At 43.6% G+C, this 15,602-nt stretch carries 17 protein-coding genes and 1 riboswitch; of the genes, 5 read left to right on the plus strand and 12 right to left on the minus strand.

Annotated elements, in window-relative coordinates:
- Positions 1 to 114: 114 nt before the first annotated feature.
- Positions 115 to 1,896 (minus strand): signal peptide peptidase SppA, encoded by a 1,782-nt coding sequence (gene sppA / locus H6550_11115; GenBank protein ID MCB9046670.1) that lies wholly within the window; start codon positions 1,894 to 1,896, stop codon positions 115 to 117.
- 160 nt (positions 1,897 to 2,056) lie between these two features.
- Between sppA and H6550_11120 the strand changes: the two genes are divergently transcribed.
- The 4 genes from H6550_11120 (at position 2,057) to H6550_11135 (ending at position 4,199) form a co-directional block, all read left to right on the plus strand.
- On the plus strand, positions 2,057 to 2,641 hold the full coding sequence (locus tag H6550_11120) for a hypothetical protein (GenBank protein ID MCB9046671.1): 585 nt from the start codon (positions 2,057 to 2,059) through the stop codon (positions 2,639 to 2,641).
- A 1-nt stretch (position 2,642) separates the two neighbouring features.
- A complete protein-coding gene (locus tag H6550_11125; protein ID MCB9046672.1) occupies positions 2,643 to 3,431 on the plus strand; it encodes a methyltransferase domain-containing protein in 789 nt (262 codons plus the stop codon).
- 27 nt (positions 3,432 to 3,458) lie between these two features.
- On the plus strand, positions 3,459 to 3,950 hold the full coding sequence (gene folK, locus H6550_11130; protein ID MCB9046673.1) for a 2-amino-4-hydroxy-6-hydroxymethyldihydropteridine diphosphokinase: 492 nt from the start codon (positions 3,459 to 3,461) through the stop codon (positions 3,948 to 3,950).
- 78 nt (positions 3,951 to 4,028) lie between these two features.
- On the plus strand, positions 4,029 to 4,199 hold the full coding sequence (locus H6550_11135) for a hypothetical protein (GenBank protein MCB9046674.1): 171 nt from the start codon (positions 4,029 to 4,031) through the stop codon (positions 4,197 to 4,199).
- A 32-nt stretch (positions 4,200 to 4,231) separates the two neighbouring features.
- Here H6550_11135 and H6550_11140 read toward each other — a convergent pair whose 3' ends face one another.
- From H6550_11140 to H6550_11190, 11 genes are all read right to left on the minus strand, one after another.
- Positions 4,232 to 4,453 carry a hypothetical protein gene (locus tag H6550_11140; protein ID MCB9046675.1) on the minus strand — a complete coding sequence of 74 codons (222 nt, stop codon included), beginning with the start codon at positions 4,451 to 4,453 and terminating at the stop codon, positions 4,232 to 4,234.
- A 154-nt stretch (positions 4,454 to 4,607) separates the two neighbouring features.
- The gene (locus tag H6550_11145) at positions 4,608 to 6,620 is read right to left on the minus strand and encodes a TonB-dependent receptor (GenBank protein MCB9046676.1); all 2,013 of its coding nucleotides are present in this window, start codon (positions 6,618 to 6,620) and stop codon (positions 4,608 to 4,610) included.
- Positions 6,607 to 7,707 (minus strand): hypothetical protein, encoded by a 1,101-nt coding sequence (locus H6550_11150; GenBank protein ID MCB9046677.1) that lies wholly within the window; start codon positions 7,705 to 7,707, stop codon positions 6,607 to 6,609. The genes H6550_11145 and H6550_11150 overlap by 14 nt, the downstream gene beginning before the upstream one ends.
- Entirely contained in the window at positions 7,680 to 8,669 is a 990-nt protein-coding gene (locus tag H6550_11155; GenBank protein ID MCB9046678.1) for a T9SS type A sorting domain-containing protein, read from the minus strand. The genes H6550_11150 and H6550_11155 overlap by 28 nt, the downstream gene beginning before the upstream one ends.
- A 2-nt stretch (positions 8,670 to 8,671) precedes the next feature.
- On the minus strand, positions 8,672 to 9,658 hold the full coding sequence (locus H6550_11160) for a DUF4465 domain-containing protein (protein MCB9046679.1): 987 nt from the start codon (positions 9,656 to 9,658) through the stop codon (positions 8,672 to 8,674).
- A 113-nt stretch (positions 9,659 to 9,771) separates the two neighbouring features.
- Positions 9,772 to 9,963, minus strand: a riboswitch (cobalamin riboswitch).
- 46 nt (positions 9,964 to 10,009) lie between these two features.
- Positions 10,010 to 10,777 carry a 23S rRNA (guanosine(2251)-2'-O)-methyltransferase RlmB gene (gene rlmB, locus H6550_11165; GenBank protein ID MCB9046680.1) on the minus strand — a complete coding sequence of 256 codons (768 nt, stop codon included), beginning with the start codon at positions 10,775 to 10,777 and terminating at the stop codon, positions 10,010 to 10,012.
- Entirely contained in the window at positions 10,774 to 10,980 is a 207-nt protein-coding gene (locus H6550_11170) for a cysteine-rich CWC family protein (protein MCB9046681.1), read from the minus strand. The genes rlmB and H6550_11170 overlap by 4 nt, the downstream gene beginning before the upstream one ends.
- A 72-nt stretch (positions 10,981 to 11,052) precedes the next feature.
- A complete protein-coding gene (locus tag H6550_11175; GenBank protein MCB9046682.1) occupies positions 11,053 to 12,027 on the minus strand; it encodes a clan AA aspartic protease in 975 nt (324 codons plus the stop codon).
- A 151-nt stretch (positions 12,028 to 12,178) separates the two neighbouring features.
- Entirely contained in the window at positions 12,179 to 12,889 is a 711-nt protein-coding gene (locus H6550_11180) for a YebC/PmpR family DNA-binding transcriptional regulator (protein MCB9046683.1), read from the minus strand.
- An 85-nt stretch (positions 12,890 to 12,974) separates the two neighbouring features.
- Complete coding sequence (locus tag H6550_11185; GenBank protein ID MCB9046684.1) at positions 12,975 to 13,694, minus strand: hypothetical protein; 720 nt, start codon at positions 13,692 to 13,694, stop codon at positions 12,975 to 12,977.
- 16 nt (positions 13,695 to 13,710) lie between these two features.
- Positions 13,711 to 14,865, minus strand: coding sequence for a c-type cytochrome (locus H6550_11190; protein MCB9046685.1), 1,155 nt, complete (start codon positions 14,863 to 14,865; stop codon positions 13,711 to 13,713).
- A gap of 188 nt (positions 14,866 to 15,053) precedes the next feature.
- On the opposite strand from H6550_11190, the gene H6550_11195 reads away from it, so the two are divergent.
- The gene (locus H6550_11195; protein MCB9046686.1) at positions 15,054 to 15,593 is read left to right on the plus strand and encodes an RNA 2'-phosphotransferase; all 540 of its coding nucleotides are present in this window, start codon (positions 15,054 to 15,056) and stop codon (positions 15,591 to 15,593) included.
- Positions 15,594 to 15,602: the final 9 nt, after the last annotated feature.

Genomic DNA, 15,602 nt, shown 5'->3' on the forward strand with positions numbered 1-15,602 from the left:
GATTGGTTAATTATTTGGTTTCAGCAACATATACGATGCACTGTTGATGTTGGATTTACCGCACAAAAAAAATCCTGCCCTTAGGGCAGGATCTCATTACGTTTAAAACTCTTATTACTGCATACTCAGGCTGAAAGGCATCAGCGCAACAGCACGGCCATTAAAGCTTTTCAGCATTTTCAGTTGTTTGATGAACGGATAATCTGTTTCCAATTCTTTTTCTATGTCTGACTTAACGGCTGCAGAAACACCCTCAGCACCACTCATACGTTTTAGCAGCATCTCAAATTTATCTACCGTTTCTGGATATGTAACGACAGAATAATCTGAAATACCTGCCATAGCGGCAGCACTCTCTATAGCCCTGTCTATATCACCGTAAGCATCAGCCAGGCCATTACTCACAGCATCAGTCCCACTCCATACTCGGCCTTGTGCTATCACATCCACATCCTCTACATTCATATGGCGTCCTTCTGCAACGTGGTTTTTGAATATGCCGTAGATCTTATCTACTGACCTTTGCATACGCTGTGCTTCATCCGGAGTTAACGGGCGGTAACCACTAGGGAAGTCTGCATAAGGTGCATTCTTCACCTTATCGAAAGTAATGCCCAATTTATTTTTGGTCATATTCTCTATATTGAACAGCATGGTGAACACACCAATACTCCCTGTTACCGTATTAGGCATTACAAAAATGCTATCAGCATAGCAGGAAATATAGTAACCTCCGGATGCAGCTACATCTCCCATAGAGACAATAAGCTTCTTCTCTTTTTGCAACAGTCGAAGCTCCCTTAGTATCACCTCTGATGCCAACGCACTACCACCCGGGGAGTTCACACGCATTACTACTGCCTTTATCTTATCATTCTTGCGTATCTGGCGAATGGTTTTCAGCATATTGGCACTGGCTATCTGCCCATCCTGATCAGACTCACCATCAACTATTGAACCTTCAGCATACAGTATAGCAATACGGTCAGCCTTCCTTTCGTTAACATCCAGCTTCCTGGCGTACTTGTCAATAGTTACCAGCTTCACTTCTTTATCTTCATCCGTTCCGGTCTTTTCTTTCAGCAGATCATTCACCTGGTCCGAATAACGCAGGCCACTCACCAGTTTGTTGTTCAAAGCATCTTCAGCAAATTCAATTGTTCCATTGGCCACCAGTTGATTTACAGCAGCAGCATCAGTACCCGTGTATTCTGCCACTGCTTTGACGAACTCATCCCAGAAGTCCTGTTGAAACTCAACTATCTGCTCTCGATTGGCATCGCTCATAGAGGTGGCCCTGAAAGGCTCCGTAGCACTCTTAAACTTACCCGCATAGAATATCTCGGGTTCTATCTCCAACTTATCAAGTGTACCTTTAAAGAAAGCCAGTACAGTTGCGAAACCCTTCAGTTCCAGGTCGCCCACAGGATTCAGGAAGATGCTATCAGCAGCTGTGGCCACATAGTAAGCCCCCTGGGTAATATTTTCCCCATAGGCATAAACGAACTTACCACTGGTCTTAAAGTCCTTTACAGCTTCGCGTAGTTGTTGCAATGTAGCCCATCCATTAGGTGTGGGGTTCAGGCGCAACACAATTCCTTTGATATTGTCATCTTCTTTTGCATGTTCAAGCGATTTTACAACGTCGTACAGACCCGGGCTATACCCACTTTCACCAGAAATAACAGCCAGGGAGTTTTCCTGCTCCTGCTCGCGTAGCTGAGTTTTCAGATCTATATACAAAACGCTGTTGGAGGTGATGGCTACTTCGGGTTTGTTGGATACCGTACTGCTTACCGCACCTATGATCATGCCGATCAACACCCCGAAAATGATTACACCGGCAACGATCATTGCCAGCAGAGAGGCGAAGAACATCTTAAAAAACTGCTTCATAATTACTTGAGTATTATTGTATACCTGCAAATATAGGGGTCATTCAACAAACAAATATTAAATAACACTGTCATGTAGGGGGATTATTGAAGTTATTTTTTCTTGACCTGATATTATAACTTTACCCTTAAGGTTGCCGCAAAAGGCTGTCCGCTTATCTATGAAGAGATCACTTGCAGTATTATTGCTGCTACTTCAAATACATGTTTACGGGCAACATCTTTCTGATGCTGCTAAAAAAGTAAAATATTACTATGTGGAAATGCAGAAACAGCCGAATGCCCCTGTACTACAGATAGGTTTCATTTCTGCATTTCCCGATAATAAAAGAGACTTTATGGACCTGTTCAATGCACATACGCGCGATGAACTGGCGGGAACAGGTGTCGATTACGTAAAGACATTCAGAAAACTGGGGTATGATTTTGAAGATTCCGTATTGCCCAAGGCTATAAGCATTGGTAAAGACATGCCCACATGGAGCGAAGGTGTAGTGGATGAATTGCAGAAGACCATCTACTACTGCACTAATAAGCACCCACAACTTTTTGCCGATATAGTAGGTAAAATGAAGAAGAGCGAGCAAATATCCCTGGCCAGATTCTTGTATAGCGGCAGGGGTGGAACCAACGAAAATTATGATATCCTGTTGCAAATACTCGAAAAAGCAGGAGAACGAAAGGCGCACAAATCGTTCATGGAAGCAACTACCCTGCCCGACCAACCTGAAGATGAAACAGAATAATATGGAACCGATATACAACACCATAGGCGTTAACTACAACAAGACACGCACAGCTGACGCCTATATTGCTGGCAGACTATACGCCCTGATGGCACCTATTCATGAAGGCAACTATGTTGACATAGGCTGCGGTACAGGCAACTACCTGAAAGCTATGACTGAAAAAGGACTACACATGACAGGTGTAGAGCCTTCGGAGGTAATGATAGAAAAAGCAAGGGTTAATAACCCGGGGACTACTTTCATTCATGCAAAGGCCGAACATATACCATTGCCGGACAACAGCTTCGAAGGAGGTATGGGGACCTTTACCGTACACCACTGGGACAGTATTGAAAAAGGATTCAGCGAAATATACAGAATATTGAAACCCGGTGCCAACTTTGTGCTCCTGAGCTTTACGCCGGAACAACTGATGCACTACTGGTTGTGTCATTACTTCCCGGTAACCATGAAAAACTCATCAGAAGTAGTATTGAGTATTGATGAAATGACAGAGCTATTCACCAGCTGTGGATTTACAGACATTCAGACTGAAAAGTATTTTGTGCATGAAGGGCTTACCGACCATTTCCTGTTCTCAAACAAGTACAAACCGGAGCAATATCTTATACCTGAAATAAGAAACGGCGCCTCCAGCTTTACCGTCTATGCCGACCAGCCGGAAGTAGACCGCGGACTGATTGCATTGGAGGAAGATATCAGATCAGGTAAGATACAGGACATCATTGAGCAATACGACAACGACCGTGGCGATTACCTGTTCTACCGCATCAGCAAGCCATTATAACAGCTTAGCATTATCTTTGCACGGCATATGAATAAGGCATATTTACTACTGGGCAGCAACGAGGGGGACAGAACAGATTGGCTGAACAAGGCGACACAGCAATTGCAGGATTCTTGCGGAAACATTACACAAAGATCTGCCCTATACGAAACTGCTGCATGGGGTATTGAAGACCAACCCAGCTTCCTGAATATGGCGCTGAGTATTGATACGGAACTACAGCCTTTGGAACTACTGAAACAGATCAACAGCATAGAAGCTAACCTTGGCCGACAGCGTACACTAAAATGGGGACAACGTACCCTGGATATAGACATCTTGTTTTACAATGATGCCATTATTAATGAGCCGGACCTCATTATCCCCCATCCCCAATTAGAGAAACGCCGGTTTGCACTGGTACCACTGAATGAAATAGCTGCTACGTTGGCACATCCTGTCAGTCATAAAACTATAGCACAACTTTTAGGCGAATGCGAGGATACACTGGAGGCCAAAAGGTTTATCCCAAACCCATGAAGGGGCTTAATTGAAGTTGACGGATACAAGCTGTAACTGTTGACACAGAGTTACAACTACAATAATTACCTTTGCCACATGTCAAAAAAATGGGCACTCATATCATTGATATACATAGCCGGTATGATACTCATGTTCTATGGTATCATCAGGACAAAGGGAGTGTTCCAGATGTTTGCTATTATCGGCGCTGGTATTCTTATGCTCATATACGGCCGCATGAGGTCAATTTATAAGGATGATAAATAAGAATGTAACACTTGTTACAGTGTTACAGCTAGCTATTTAAATGCCTGTTTCTTATTATTTAGCATTACAACACATGCTATCATACCTATTACTGATACAATAAATAGTATAACCGTGTACTTCTTCGCATTATTGATCTGGGTAGATATTGCAGCTATCTCTTTCAACTGAATTGTCTTTTGGTCTTTGGTCAACTTATCATTAAGCTCTACAGTAGTTGTTCCCCAGTCTACCTGATCCTTATATAATGACATAAGGTTAATATATTCAAATACACAGAGTAGTGATATTACCAAAAATACGAAAGACAATATCTTTAATCTTTTCATGACATCTAAAGATATTAAACCTTTAAGAGAAAATATTCTGTAACACCGTATCACTTGTCACAATGCTACAGCACAACACTTACTGCCCAAAGGTAAAATTAGCTCCCACTAACCAATTGGCACCCGGCATGGGTCTCGCATTCACTACCTGGTACTTTGCATTCCATATATTGTTGCACTGCCCTGTCAGTTGCAGTTGATTATCACCTAATGGCAAAGTGTACATCAGTTGCAGGTTGCCCAATGTATAGGCCGCCACGCTGAACGATTCGTCAGTAGTAACATAACGCAGCCCAGTATATGTGTGATTATAATTCACATAAAATCTCTTCCACGTAGCACCTACATTTCCCTGCCCGTTATACAAGGGCGTATAGGGTATCTGCTTACCAATACTACCATCGCCCGGCAGATAGCTTGAAGTTGTAGTAGCTAACGTATATGCACCATTTACTGACATGTGTAGCACAAGGTCTTTACGCACTATATAAGTAAGCTTATTCTCTGTTTGCAATCCCCGGCTGTGCACGGTTGCAATATTGTGCGGTGTCCATATGGCACCGCCAAACCAGGCAATCCAGTCGTTTATGACACGGTTATATACACTCAGGCTATGTGTCACCACACATTTTCTTTGCAACCTTGCATTAACGAAACTATTATTTTTATCATGCAGGTATTCGCGTTTTAAAGTGTATGAGCCTGTTGAGAGTGTATATCCTATATCCTCATTCCAACCGCGCTCCGGTTTCAGAGAAGGATTGCCACCCGGTATGTAATACAGCTCGTTGAGCGTAGGCACACGATAGGTGCGCTGCACATTGGCACGCACATGCAGGAACCTGTTCACTGCATACCCGGCATTCACACCAGGCAGCAGGTAGCTTATGTTATTTACTGCCTCTCCCCTGCCATTTACCGATACATTCAGTTTATCATGCAAACCTGTATATAAATATGCTGCCGCCAGTGCAAAACGGTTTTGCGTATACCTGTCTCCAGCCGTTATCATTTCTATCCATGAAATATATACCGGAGTAAACACCAGCAGTTTGTGATGCTCATTGAATCGGTGGTCAACACCCGCCTCGGCATATACCTGCCCGGTATAGTTCTTCGAGTTCACCAGCACGGTTGTGTCCCTGTACCAGACAAAATCGCGGATATACGCCAGTTTAGCATAGGTTTTCGTTTTTTCACCTGTGCGTTTCCATTCCAGCATGGTCCTGATAGATTCATCCCGCTGGTTCTTCAGCGATACCGACTCGAACAAAGCAGGTGGTATCTCCCTGTAATATTGCTGGTACCACACCCTACCCGTAAGCGTACTCCTGTCATTGAGTTGATAGCCCGCCTGTATCAGTCCCACTCCACTCTGCAACTGCGCATTCTTCATGTGCTGCTCTTTGCCTGCAATATCCATGTAGGTAAAATCATTAGTGGCAGTCTGCCCGAATATGTTAGCGCTCAGCACAAAACGTTTAGTTGATAAAGCAGACTTCAACCCCACCTGGTAATGCCCATAGCTGGCTGCCACTGCCGATACTGAATGTACGAAACTGCCGCTGTCATCATAATCCGGCAGGTCATTCTCTACCAGCAAGGCACCACCCACATTACCACTGCCCCATAGCGCAGACGAGCTGCCATATACCACATTCACCTTATTCATAAGCGCAACAGGCAATAACGATACGTCAGCTATACCCAGTGCGGCATTTTGCAAGGGTATTCCGTTCCAGTACACCTGCGACTGCGCAGCCGATGCTCCGCGAAAATTGAGCGTAGCCACATTATTCAGCCCGTACGACTTGACGAATACCGGCACCTGCTGAGACAATAGGTTGGCCATGCTCTGAAAACGGTATTGTTCCAGCATTGTACTATCTATGGTTATGATATTCTGGCCCGGTGAATAGGTGTTCAGCCGTTCATCATTAGCTACTTTCTCCTTCGCTTTCCTTGCCCTGATCTTTACTTCTTTCAGCGTATCGGTAACCTGCGCACCAACATGCGCAAAAGAGAACAGCATCGCTATCAGCAATGCCGTTCTTATAAAGTGGTTGTTCAATACTATCTTACTGTCTGTCATCAAAGTAAAAATATCCCGGGCCTATGCCCACATCAAAAACCCGCTTCCGTTCACCATTACTGTTATATACAGTCACCGAACCTTTCTGCATGAACCCTTTGGGGTCACCTACGTATATATCATCAGTAACAGGGTCAACAGCCAATGCCCAAAAGTACTGAAACTTCTGTGCAGGTATCATTGGCGTAACAGGCAATGTTCCGTTATTCACGTTCATCCTGAATATACCATTATAGCCGCTTTTACCCTGGTAGTCCACACCTATGAACAACAACTCATCTTTAGCATTGTTGAAAGTTGGCTTAATGACATCCTGCAACTCATTGAAAATAAAGGAATCAATAATATCGGCACCACCCGGCACTAATTTGGTCAATGCAGCACGCCTGCCTTTTTCTACATTGCCAGATAACACCCATACAAAACCGTATTTGTCCGTCAGTGCATGTTGTGGTGCATATCCCGCTATTGAGTAGCTATCCACCAGCTCGTCGGTAATATTATTTACAATGTACACCTTATTACAGGCAGTGTCCCAATTACAGATGTAAGTACGTACACCCAGCGACATCATGCCTTCAGGATTCCTGGCAGGCATATCTATCGTACCCATAATTTTACCTGCCTTTGGGTTGATCACGTACACCTTATTGCCATACAAGCTGCTCACATAAGCTTTTTCTGAATTAAGCTTCAGAATATACCGTGGCTTGGGAATGCTCAATTCTCCTTTATATTTTCTTGTATTGGCATCCAGTATCAATACCTTATCAGAATTGTTGATGCAGAGAAAAAGTTGGTCATCAATACGTTCCATGCTCTGAAACACATCACCCAACAGGCTGCCGTTCACATTCAGGTACACGTTCTCATAAGTAATGAGTGTAGACTGGTCCTGCATGTACAACGATGCATTGCCGTTGCCGAATGCTCCCTCACAGGCTATATACACATTGCGTTCATTACCTGCTACAGGCGGCGTTTCACCTATTGTCGTTGAAGGGCTGCCTGTTTTCGCCTCCTTATGACAGGCGGAAGCAAACAGGCATATACTGACGCCTAGTATTTTGTAAAACGTTCTACCCATTGGTTGCCGTTTGCATCGTTCAATATTAGGTAATATATCCCTGTGGTTAAATGACCAATGTCAACTTTTGCATGTTGGCCATTCATTGGCAACTGTATCACTGCGACACCTGTAACAGTTGTTACTGTCATATTTTTCAACTGCATTTCGCAATCAACATGCAATACATCAATTGCGGGGTTGGGATATATCCTGTAATTCGTTGCTACATCATCAATACCTGCAGGCCACCAACCCGGTATACTCAATGCAGCCACGGCATCCAGGTCAAAACCTCCCGAAGGTATCTCCGTAGGATATGGGTCGTTTATCTTATTACCTGCGGTATCTGTCGTACCATGGCTACCAAGGTCACCTATTACGTCAACTATCCTTACATGTGTTATATGGTCTATATCCAGATCCGGCGAACCTTTCAGTTCTTCCAGGTCGAAAGGCGTACCATAACCGGCCCTGTATTTACCTGCCAGGTTATTTACCTTGCGGGCATTCATATACACTCCTGCCATGGGCACCTGTGGCGTATCAGTCAACGAGGAAGCTGCAAAGCGTGTGTAGTTCACCCCGTCTGAGCTCACCTCTACAAAGGCCAGTTCCAGGAATGCTTCTTCAGGATCGGCACCATTCACAAAACCATTTTCAAACACGGCGAAGTCAGGGCCGGGGCCATTGTATAATGCTCCGGAAAAAGTAACAACTGCTACTCCACTATCACCCAGGCTCACCACCACGTTGTCCGACTTGCCAATACCATTTCCGGGGTCGCCCAGCGTCACCTGTCCTTTCGATTTATCGGCAATATTCAGCCAGCCTCGCTCTACGGTGCAGGTCTTTGCCCATGCTACAATGCGCGTATCATCCTTGCCGATAGCATCACTGCCGGCAACACCTGCCTGTGGTGCGTATTGTGCCAGCGCAGGCATAGTGCAGCAAACCATACATAAAAGAACAAATTGCCTCATAGTTATTGTTTTACAAAGCGTGAAACAGCCGTTCCATTATCGCCCGAGAGTCTGATGAAATATACACCAGGTACATAGTTGCCTGTATGCACAACAATAGTATCCGTAGCCGAAAAATGCTCTATCATCCTGCCCGACATATCCAGCACTGTAATATCCTTTATAGCTTTGTCCTGCAACTCAATATACAACTTATCGCTGGCAGGGTTCGGATACACTTTGGCTACGTACACCCCGGGTGTATTCCCTACTGAAGATGTCTCAAAGGTCTCAAAATTATCCATACAGAAGAAGGCAGGATTGTTCATACCAAAGCCTCCTGCCGTGTCTGTAGAGCTAAGCGAGAAGCTCAGGCTATCCACTTCTTCAAGCGGCAACAGGTTTACCCACTCCCATGTTTTTATGATGTAATCTTTCGTACTGTCTGCATCCCTGTAATCCGCCAGGTAAAAATCTATGCTATCGGTCTTCGGCATGCCGTTCAGGTAACCCTTTATTGTTACTTTGAACCAATCAGGATCAGTGTTCGGTGTCCCCCCGAACTTCTTACTGAAACCACCACCTTTCATTTCGGCGTAGCCATAAGCAGTATTAGTGATGTAAAAACCTTTTACAGGCTGACCTGCTGCTTTGCCTTTCAGTTTAATGCCTATCGCATCGTATGCAGATGCTAATAAGTATTGGCTGCTACCATTATAACCTATACCTGTTTTAGCAGAATAGATATTATTGTAAGTTCCATTCGCACTGTCGGTCATGTTCGAATAAGCAAAACCTTTGCTCAATCCGCTGTAACCGGCGGTGTCATACACACATTCAAAATGTGCCAACCCGTCGTCGAAGCCCACGTCGTTGCCGGGATTAGAATAGTTAACATAGAAAGTGTCTGTACCTGCCAGGGTAAGCGTGTCAAAAGTAGCAACGGTTTGTGCTTCAACCATTGTGGTGCCCAGTGCCAGGGCGGTTGCGAAAGTCAAGATTTTGCGCATAAATGTTAATTAAAAAAGTTAAACAATTACGCAGCCAAGGAAAAATTCAGATACAGAAAAAGACAATGATGGTGTCTTGTTCTTACCTGTGCTTTTGATCCCGAAAGCAGCGATAAGTAAATATGTACCAAGGCAGGTCTTCTGACTTACTTCATCTTTTGTGGCCTTCCCGTTCGTTTTTAGAACAGTGGCTTGAGGGTACAAAAGATACTAATGAAGCTTACAGCATCGGGTAATGTCCGGGATTTACACCCGGTTCCCTTTTCATCCCACATATAGTGAGAACCTTAGCACTGCAAAAGTAATGGTAAATTCTATATCGCAAAATGTTTTTTCGTCACGCTACAGACTTTATGCCAGCAAACGCTGTCTCATGGCTTCATACAACACCATACCCGTAGCTACCGATACATTCAGCGAGTCGAAACCTGTAGTCATGGGTATATGTATAAGTTGGTCAGCACGTTTCAACACATCCTTACTGATACCTGTATCTTCCGCCCCCATTACTATACAGGAGGGTACCGAAAAGTCGGCTTCATATACAGGAACACTACCTTTCATTTGCGTACCCAGCACCTGTAACCCATTCAGTCGTAAGATGTCTATTGCCTGCTGTACAGAAGGAATACGGCACAACAATATTTTTGTCAATGCTCCGGCTGATGTCTTTATGGCTTCTTCAGTAAGCGATGCAGATGAAGAGGTGGGCAATATGAGTCCCTGCGCACCGCAACACAAAGCGGTACGGGCAATGGCACCCACATTACGCACATCGGTCACACCATCCAACAATACGAACAGCGGAACTTCTCCATTCTCCACCACGTATGATATGGCATCCTGCAGTTCTGTATAGTTCAGCAGGCTGGTCCACGCTACTACGCCCTGGTGCATGCTACGGGTCATACTGTTCAGCTTCTCTTCAGGTACCTGGCTCAGTGGAATGTTCTTTTCTCTTGCCAGCTTTTTGATTGTGCTTATCTCCTCGCCCGTAGCCGTACGTAGCAGGAATATCTTTTCTACGGCAGTGCCTTGTTTCAGGGCCTCAATAAGTGGCTTGCGGCCTATCAATAATGGGAGATTATTAGTACGTTTCACCTGGCAAAGGTAATCTATTCTTTATTTGTCGGGCTTGTTTCTGCCGGGGCATTTCCTGTTGCATATTCAGACAGGCAGTCCGGGCACAGGCAGTTATCATAGGTACTTTTCAGGTGTTGTAATGTATCTATAGGCACAGTGTATTGCTCACACCAGCACCCCGCTATTGGTGCGGTACATGCAAAAGGTGTATTGCATTTGCTGCATTGCTTGGTTGCCATGCAGCGAATTTACACATAAAACAACGAGCGGCAAGTAACCCTGCCGCTCGCTGACACTAAAACCAAACCACACTATTCTGTCTTGCAATAATATGCATCCATGCAGCAATAGTCGCCAAAGGCTGTACCAGCCATCGTGTAAGGCTGCATGTAAAATTTGTTATTTACATAGTCAAGGGTTACATCGGCTGTGCGCAGGAACTTGGCACCTAACTTAGAGTTATCGTCGCTTGAAGTATACGCGATCACATTATGGAAAACAAAGCCCCCAACAGTATACCTTGGTATCAGCACCTTATATTTTTCAGTCGGCTTCTCTACTCCCATCATACCATACATAGCTTTGTCCTTTTCAACCCCCATTACGTTTACATCATCGTGCTGGCTGAACATAGAGAACTTAACTGAAGCCAGATCGTAAAAACCTGAAAAACCGGTATCAAACAACAATTCTTCTGTAATATCATCCCCAAGATGCACTTTGATCACAGGTGAGCTTTGCATGTCCTTATCTGTTGACATATATTCAGCATAAGCATGCTCAAGGTTCAGTAGTTCAATATTGTCGGTAAAGGTTATGGTTTTGTCTTTTACAGAAATACGTACGATCATATGACGCAAAAAGTTGCTGCCTATTATGCCGTCTATATCCAGGTGCCTGAATATGGGATTCTTATTGCTGACTACTAACGCAGGTACATCCTTAACAGACATCCCGCCTATATTGAGCTCATCAACGCTGATAGCGGTAAAGGAATCACTATTGCCATTTATATCGCTGGCTCCCAGCCTGGCAAAAAATCCAAAATCGAACTGTTTTTGTAAAGAAGAGGAAATGGCGGTAGGTGCGCCTGTATCCAGTAGAAATTTCTTTGGGTGACCGTTCAGGGATACATTAAGGATGATCAGGTCATTCTGTGTTTCGAAAGGTACACTAACGTAAAAACCTTTGTTATTTACATATCCCTTATTCAGGGTAAAATCGTTGGCTAACAGTACCAGTGGGACTACCAGGTTAACGAATAATATGGCCAATGCTTTCTTCATACTTCCTCTCGGTTGTGTTTTTTATTTAATCGCTTTTAGTAAAGTTACAATTAATTCATCAAAACTTAACAATTAGGTAATATTAAATTTTTAAAGACAAAAAAAAGCGAACCATATGGTTCGCTTTCAGTGATTTATAAATTATATTTTACTATGCCATGTTATGAAAAACGCGTTGAACGTCGTCGTCCTGCTCTAATCTTTCTATTAATTTGTCCACATCTTCGGCCTGTTCATCGGTCACATCAACCGTATTCAGCGGCAACCACTCCAATTCACCTGATTTTGTCTCTAAACCCTTCTCTTCCAACGCTTTCTGAAGATTACCAAAATCACTGAAACCACATCTTAACACCAGGTTACCTTCACTATCCTCGCCCATCTCTTCCAAACCTGCGTCTATTAGTTCGAGTTCCAGTTCTTCCTGGTCTACTCCCGCGGCATCAAGCTTAAACACCCCAACATGCTTGAACATAAAACCTACTGAACCACTGTTACCCAGGTTACCGCCACCCTTATTGAAATGAGAGCGAACATTGGCAACTGTACGGGTAGTATTATCAGTAGCAGTTTCTACGAGCAAGGCAACGCCATGAGGTGCATATCCTTCATACAAAACCTCTTCATAGTTACTATGATCCTTACCAAGCGCATTTTTTATAGCTCCCTCAATACGATCCTTAGGCATATTTACAGACTTGGCATTCTGTATGATACGCCTCAAAGCAGAGTTACTATCAGGATCAGGACCTGCGGCCTTTACAGCTATGGCAATTTCTTTACCTATTCTTGTAAATTGTTTGGCCATCCGGTCGTACCGGGCAAACATCTTGGATTTACGTACTTCAAATATCCGACCCATTTATTGCTGGTTTTAATAGGGCGCAAAAATAAGGATTGTTTTTTGCAGATGGAACAGAAATTACAGATATATGTCCTGTATGATATCAGAACCTGACAATAAGGTAAAATACCATAGGCAGGTTAAAAACACCTTCCTTCAGCTTGTTGTCCAGCTCTGTGGTTGAGGTTTCAAACTTCGGGGTACCTATGCCGTTACTCACCCTGCGCGTTATCTCTATCTTTTGCTTGTATTTGCCGGTGCGGTAGTAAAAACTGGCCTCGGAACCTATTAACACATGCGACGAAATACGATATCGTAACCAACCCATTGCTCCGCCACCCTGTGTGGTTGTTTGCGATGCAAGATCCGTCCTGGTTGAGTCAAACGAACGAACGGAGGTTTTGGAATAACTGATATCACTGCTGTATACCCCGTCAAGACCGGCGCCTGCTGTCCACCTGTCAGAAAGACGAAATGATTTTTCTAAACCTAAACGGGCATTGATCTTATTAACGTTATTTTCCCTGATGGTAATACCATCATCGTCTTTGAATGTATTGAATTCGGGGCCCAGGCCTAAACGAACACCCCAACCTGATTTTGCCAGGTTCAATGAGTACATCAACAGGTATGGGTTGTTCAGCGAACTACCGGTACCGTTAAAGTTGAAGACCTGCCTCACCAGCTCGTTCATCTGTACACCTACCTGGTGTTCAAATAATTTTGTCCTGGGCTTTACAGGCTCTATATCATCCTGTGCTAACGATACGCTGCTGAAAGTGCATAATAATCCTGCTACAAATACTGTTATTTGTTTCTTCATACTTAAGTTGTGGGTATTATTTAATCTTAAATGGGTTTGAATATTTCGGATTTGTTGTAATACTGTGATCTGTCAAAGTATTCAGGAATGCGATCAATGCTTTACGGTCATCGGTAGAAATGTTCATCCTCATCGGATGTCCGTCTTGATCCCTCAGGCGATCATCCAGGTTAGGATTATCCTTGATACCCTTACTATAATGTTCCAATACGCTATCCAGAGTACTGAACCTGCCATCGTGCATATAAGGTGCTGTGAGTGCTACATTAGTCAGTTTCGGGATCACAAAATCTCCATCCTGTTGTGGATTTAAAGTAATGGCGCCTACTCCTTTGTCTTTTGACACCGCATCCAGTCCTATATTATTCCTCGGGCGCTCACCACCGTAATTACCATCCGGAATATGGCAACTTGCGCAGTTATACTTATCATTGAACAATTGCATCCCTATCTGTTCCTGTGCTGTCAGCTCGGCTTCGCCTCGCTCAAACTGAACGAAACGAGAATTATCTGCACTCAACGCCATCATAAAATAAGAGATGGATTCTTTTATCATATCCAGGGTCAACTCATCTGTATGGTAGGCATCCTGTACCAAACCTTTATAATATGGCAATGAATTTAGCTTAGCAGGTAAGTCGTTAATATCTGCCATCCCCATTTCCACATGGTTAGCAACAGGTCGTATTACAAGTGCTTCCAGGTTATTTTCCCTTCCATCCCAGAACAGGGATTGTGTATTTGAGACGAGTTTAAACTTAGGGTCGGAAATAATACCAAGGTTCTTCCCCAGGTTCTGAATTGGAGGGGTATTCCTACCGGTCATACGTCCTTCAAATCCCATACTGAATGAGGCATTATCAGCAAATGCATATGCCTGTTTGTGGCAACTTCCGCAAGAAATTGCGTTATTCAAAGATAGATGCCCATCGTAAAACAAAACACGGCCTAGTATTGCCATCTTATCCAATTCTGATGGATAAGGTATATTAAGGCCACCGCCTATGAAGCCTCCGCCAAAATTTTTCGAATCAAAATAATGCCCTGTGGTATCTGAAAGGTCAAGGTATACTTCTGCATTGGGTTTCGATGTAGCCGATTGTTTATTCTTATTACATGCTATTACCAACACAGTTGCAAGCAAAGCAAGGGAAACGGTTATCTTTTTCATAGGGAGCAGTTTTGTGTATTAAATATAACCATAAAAACACACAAATATTATGCCATGTGTTAAAATTTTACAAATACAAGAAAATGACAAATATGAGATTGGTAAATTACTAACCAAAGGTTACAACTCTGACACCTGTCTAATAAAATCGAAAAGGTTTATGCTTATTTTTACTGGAAATAAGAACGATGACTCCTAAGCTGACAAAACTAAGCAAGACCTTATCTCATGCCTTACGACATGCTCCCGGAGAGTATGGACTTAAACTGGATGCAGAAGGCTGGGTAAACGTAGACGACCTGCTCCGGGCTTTAGCTGACAAGGGCTGGCCAAATGTATTAAAAGATCATATTGACAGTATTATACAAGTACCCGGAAAGAAACGATTCCAAATAGTAGGAGAAAGAATAAGAGCAATGTACGGCCATTCTGTAGATGAGCAGATACAAAAGGTCAGACAAGCTCCACCTGACATACTATATCACGGCACAAAAGCAGAATTTATTGAAAGCATATGCCAAAAGGGGCTGCAACCAATGCAAAGGCAATATGTACACTTGTCAATAGATGAGCATAACGCCATAGTTGTTGCATCCCGCAGAAAAGGCCGGAACAAAATACTGATTATAAAAGCGGCAAGTGCATATAAGTCCGGCATCAACTTCTATGCTGAAGAAAACGGCATATGGCTATCTGACGCAATATCACCCCAATTCATAGAACTATAAACTATGCTA

This window comes from Chitinophagales bacterium, from assembly GCA_020636495.1.
In the GTDB taxonomy this organism is placed as follows: Bacteria; Bacteroidota; Bacteroidia; order Chitinophagales; family Chitinophagaceae; genus UBA5543.

Bases quoted from the DNA above. Each gene is read 5' to 3' on its own strand.
- H6550_11135 (MCB9046674.1), top strand. From the start codon at position 4,029: ATGTCAAAAAAATGGGCACTCATATCATTGATATACATAGCCGGTATG.
- folK (MCB9046673.1), top strand. From the start codon at position 3,459: ATGAATAAGGCATATTTACTACTGGGCAGCAACGAGGGGGACAGAACA.
- sppA (MCB9046670.1), bottom strand. From the start codon at position 1,896: ATGAAGCAGTTTTTTAAGATGTTCTTCGCCTCTCTGCTGGCAATGATC.
- H6550_11185 (MCB9046684.1), bottom strand. From the start codon at position 13,694: ATGAAGAAACAAATAACAGTATTTGTAGCAGGATTATTATGCACTTTC.
- H6550_11120 (MCB9046671.1), top strand. From the start codon at position 2,057: ATGAAGAGATCACTTGCAGTATTATTGCTGCTACTTCAAATACATGTT.
- H6550_11190 (MCB9046685.1), bottom strand. From the start codon at position 14,865: ATGAAAAAGATAACCGTTTCCCTTGCTTTGCTTGCAACTGTGTTGGTA.
- H6550_11160 (MCB9046679.1), bottom strand. From the start codon at position 9,658: ATGCGCAAAATCTTGACTTTCGCAACCGCCCTGGCACTGGGCACCACA.
- H6550_11145 (MCB9046676.1), bottom strand. From the start codon at position 6,620: ATGACAGACAGTAAGATAGTATTGAACAACCACTTTATAAGAACGGCA.
- H6550_11125 (MCB9046672.1), top strand. From the start codon at position 2,643: ATGGAACCGATATACAACACCATAGGCGTTAACTACAACAAGACACGC.
- H6550_11170 (MCB9046681.1), bottom strand. From the start codon at position 10,980: ATGGCAACCAAGCAATGCAGCAAATGCAATACACCTTTTGCATGTACC.
- H6550_11140 (MCB9046675.1), bottom strand. From the start codon at position 4,453: ATGTCATTATATAAGGATCAGGTAGACTGGGGAACAACTACTGTAGAG.
- H6550_11195 (MCB9046686.1), top strand. From the start codon at position 15,054: ATGACTCCTAAGCTGACAAAACTAAGCAAGACCTTATCTCATGCCTTA.
- H6550_11180 (MCB9046683.1), bottom strand. From the start codon at position 12,889: ATGGGTCGGATATTTGAAGTACGTAAATCCAAGATGTTTGCCCGGTAC.
- H6550_11175 (MCB9046682.1), bottom strand. From the start codon at position 12,027: ATGAAGAAAGCATTGGCCATATTATTCGTTAACCTGGTAGTCCCACTG.
- H6550_11150 (MCB9046677.1), bottom strand. From the start codon at position 7,707: ATGGGTAGAACGTTTTACAAAATACTAGGCGTCAGTATATGCCTGTTT.
- H6550_11155 (MCB9046678.1), bottom strand. From the start codon at position 8,669: ATGAGGCAATTTGTTCTTTTATGTATGGTTTGCTGCACTATGCCTGCG.